General features: G+C 67.9%; 4 protein-coding genes and 1 riboswitch. Of the genes, 3 read left to right on the top strand and 1 reads right to left on the bottom strand.

Annotation, left to right across the window (positions count from 1 at the left end; genetic code table 11):
• The first annotated feature begins 171 nt into the window (after positions 1-171).
• The 3 genes from ACESMD_RS13780 (at position 172) to thiE (ending at position 2136) form a co-directional block, all read left to right on the top strand.
• The gene (locus ACESMD_RS13780; RefSeq protein WP_372614106.1) at positions 172-489 is read left to right on the top strand and encodes a hypothetical protein; all 318 of its coding nucleotides are present in this window, start codon (positions 172-174) and stop codon (positions 487-489) included.
• Positions 490-589: 100 nt separating this feature from the next.
• Positions 590-690, top strand: a riboswitch (TPP riboswitch).
• Between the two features lie 38 nt (positions 691-728).
• The gene (gene thiM / locus ACESMD_RS13775) at positions 729-1532 is read left to right on the top strand and encodes a hydroxyethylthiazole kinase (protein ID WP_372614104.1); all 804 of its coding nucleotides are present in this window, start codon (positions 729-731) and stop codon (positions 1530-1532) included.
• On the top strand, positions 1522-2136 hold the full coding sequence (thiE, locus tag ACESMD_RS13770) for a thiamine phosphate synthase (RefSeq protein ID WP_372614102.1): 615 nt from the start codon (positions 1522-1524) through the stop codon (positions 2134-2136). Before thiM ends, thiE begins: the two co-directional genes overlap by 11 nt.
• Here thiE and ACESMD_RS13765 read toward each other — a convergent pair.
• A complete protein-coding gene (locus ACESMD_RS13765) occupies positions 2126-3001 on the bottom strand; it encodes a DMT family transporter (RefSeq protein WP_372614100.1) in 876 nt (291 codons plus the stop codon). The two genes, thiE and ACESMD_RS13765, sit on opposite strands and share 11 nt — an antisense overlap.
• Between the last annotated feature and the right edge of the window lie 87 nt (positions 3002-3088).

Here is a 3088-nt window from a genome sequence, read left to right as displayed (position 1 = left end):
TGGCTTGGCCGAAGGACGGCATCATTCGGTATACTTTCTGCGACTGGGTGGACTCCCTCCACAGCCTGACAATGGCCAGCCTTATCACCCTGGTGGGAATCCATCTGCTGGCCTGAGTCCGCTAACTGCAGTCCGCTAACTGCAAGGGCTTGATTAGGGACCAGGCATATAATGCGCGAAACACTGGAGCAGCTTCAGGTCTGGCTCTATCTCCTGGCCGCCGCCTTCAGCGGTAAAGGGCTGAGTCGAGTATTCGGTCTCGCCCCACCGGCAGCTCGCACGCTCATCTTCAGCCTCGGCACCCGCAACTCCTTCGTCATGCTCCCCCTGGCGCTGTCCCTGCCGGAGGCGTGGAGTGCCGCCGTGGTCGTGATCGTTTTCCAGTCCCTGGTGGAGTTGTTCGGCATGGTGATCTATCTCCGCTGGGTGCCGGGCCGAATGATCCTGGACGATGATCAACGCCGGGGCGCCGACTCGGGTCTCCAATGACAACCCCTCGTTCCTGAGCTACCCAAGGAAGACGGGGCCGATGCGCCTCGATGGCGCCGGACCCGGCCTTTACAGCCATGGGGTTGGCATGGATAGTGGGTCCTGACGACAGGGGCGCCGCTGCGAGAATGCCGCGGCTGAGAAGCACCCTCGGAACCTGACCCGGATAATACCGGCGCAGGGAGTCGTGCAGCCCCGGCCCGATGCCTGCCTGCACCTCCCAAGCCGGGGAGAACACGATGCACATCGACCCCGCCACGCACCTGGCCCGGGTGCGCGAGACCAGCCCGCTGGTCCACAACATCACCAACCATGTGGCCATGAACAGCATGGCCAACGTGCTGCTGGCCATCGGCGCCTCGCCGGCCATGGTCCATGCCCGCGAGGAGGCCCCCGAGTTCACCGCCCTGGCCGGCGCCCTGACGATCAACATCGGCACCCTCTCGCCCCACTGGGTCGAGGCCATGGAGGCCTCTGCGCTGGCGGCCGGGGAGACCGGACGTCCCTGGGTGCTGGACCCGGTGGCGGTGGGCGCCACGCGCTACCGGCGGGAGACCGGCGGGCGGCTGCTGGCGCTCTCGCCGGACGTGATACGCGGCAATGCCTCGGAGATCATCGCCCTGGCAGGGCAGGCCGGCGGCGGGCGCGGCGTGGACAGCACCGATCCCGCCGAGGCGGCCCTTGATGCCGCCCGCCGACTGGCCATGCAGACGGGCGGCGTGGTGGCGGTGACCGGCGAGGTGGACCTGGTCACCGACGGCCGACGCCTCGCCCATGTCCGAGGCGGGCATCCGCTGATGCCGAAGGTCACCACCCTGGGCTGCGCGCTGACCGGTGTCGTGGCGGCCTTCCTCGCCGGCGAGGAGCGGCATTTCGAGGCGACGGTGGCGGCACTCGCCAGCTATGCCGTGGCCGGCGAACTCGCCGGCGAGGTGGCACGAGGCCCGGGCAGCTTCGCGGTGGCCTTCCTCGATGCGCTCTACCACCTGGACGCCGAAGCCCTGGCCGAGCGGGCCCGCCTGGAGGTCCACGATGCGCCTTGATCTCTCGCTGTATCTCATTACCGACCGCGGGCTCTGCGCGGATCATGGCCTGGTGGAGACCGTGGCCGCCGCGGTACGCGGCGGCGTAACCATCGTCCAGCTGCGTGACAAGCACGCCTCGGATGCCGAACTGATCGACCAGGTGCGTCGCCTCAAGGCGGCCCTGGCCGGAAGCGGCGTGCCGCTGATCATCAACGACCGGCTGGAGGTGGCGAGAGAAAGTGGCGCCGATGGCCTGCATATCGGCCAGGACGACGGCGACGTGGAAGAGGCCCGCCGGGTGCTGGGCCCAGACGCCATCCTCGGGCTCTCGGTGCAGACCCGCGAACAGCTCGCCCGCCTCGACCCGAGCGCCCTGGATTACCTGGGCCTAGGGCCAGTGTTCGCCACCCCCAGCAAGCACGATCATGCCAAGCCGCTGGGCTTCGAGGGCCTGGCCGCCCTGGTGGCCGCGAGCCCCTTGCTCAGCGTGGCCATCGGTGGCCTCAAGGCCGAGCATGTCAGACCGACACGGGATGCCGGTGCCCACGGCCTCGCCGTGATCTCGGCGATCTGCGGTCAGCCGGATCCGCAGGCCGCCGCCCGGGCCTTCTTCACGACGTAGGCCGCCGCTTCAGGGTGGTACGGCGATCGAGGTAGGCGATGGCCAGGCCACTGCCGATGATCAGGGTGCCACCCACGAAGACCCAGATATCGGGTATCTCGTCCCAGAACCACCAGCCCAGCAGCACCGCCCAGAGCATGGCGGTGTAGTCGAAGGGGGCGGCGATGGCCGCCGGGGCATGACGAAAGGCCAGGGTAATGAAGACCATGGAACCGGCACCGAAGATCCCTGCCGCGAGGAAGGCCGGCCAGTGCCAGGGCAAGGGCATCGTCCAGACCCAGGGCAAGGCGATCGCCGTGATCACCAGCGGCACCAGGGCCATGTAGAAGACCATGGCCCAGAGGTGCTCCCGCGCCGCGTAGCGCCGTGCGGTGATCATCATCAAGGCATAGAACACCGCGGCTCCGATCAGTACCAGGGCCCCGGGCTGGAAGGCCGCGCCACCGGGCCGCACCACCACCAGCACGCCCGCGAAGCCAACTAGGGACGCCACCATTACCGACGGGGCGATACGCTCACCCAGCAGCGGCACCGAGAGCAGGGTCACGAACAGCGGGGCGATGAAGGCGATGGCCGTGGCCTCGGCGAGTGGCAGCAGGGTCAAGCCCAGCACGAAACAGAACATGGTGGCGGTGTAGATCAACCCCCGCACCAGGTGCACACCCGGCCGCCGAGTGCGCAGCTTGCGCAGGCCCCCGCCGAAGTGCGTGATCAGCGCAATCAGCGGCAGCGACACCAGGGTACGGAAGAAGATGATCTGCAGCGGCGAGTGGACCTCGCCCAGCCACTTGGAAATGGCATCACCGATGGCCAGGCAAAGCACACCCAGGCACATGAACCCGATACCCTTCAACGAAGCCGTCATCATGACCTCCCTTGCGCCACTTCCACACTGCCAAAAAAACCACCCCGCCGGCCCGAGAAGGGCAGCGGGGTGTGGCGAGGAGACAGG

This window comes from Halomonas sp., assembly GCF_041689495.1.
In the GTDB taxonomy this organism is placed as follows: Bacteria; Pseudomonadota; Gammaproteobacteria; order Pseudomonadales; family Halomonadaceae; genus Halomonas.
The sequence above is the reverse complement of the archived record's forward strand: the minus strand, read 5'-3'. Positions and strand labels throughout refer to the sequence as shown.

What these genes read in the sequence shown, in the direction of transcription:
- ACESMD_RS13780 (WP_372614106.1), top strand. Translation starts at nt 172, where the DNA reads ATGCGCGAAACACTGGAGCAGCTTCAGGTCTGGCTCTATCTCCTGGCC.
- thiM (WP_372614104.1), top strand. Translation starts at nt 729, where the DNA reads ATGCACATCGACCCCGCCACGCACCTGGCCCGGGTGCGCGAGACCAGC.
- thiE (WP_372614102.1), top strand. Translation starts at nt 1,522, where the DNA reads ATGCGCCTTGATCTCTCGCTGTATCTCATTACCGACCGCGGGCTCTGC.
- ACESMD_RS13765 (WP_372614100.1), bottom strand. Translation starts at nt 3,001, where the DNA reads ATGACGGCTTCGTTGAAGGGTATCGGGTTCATGTGCCTGGGTGTGCTT.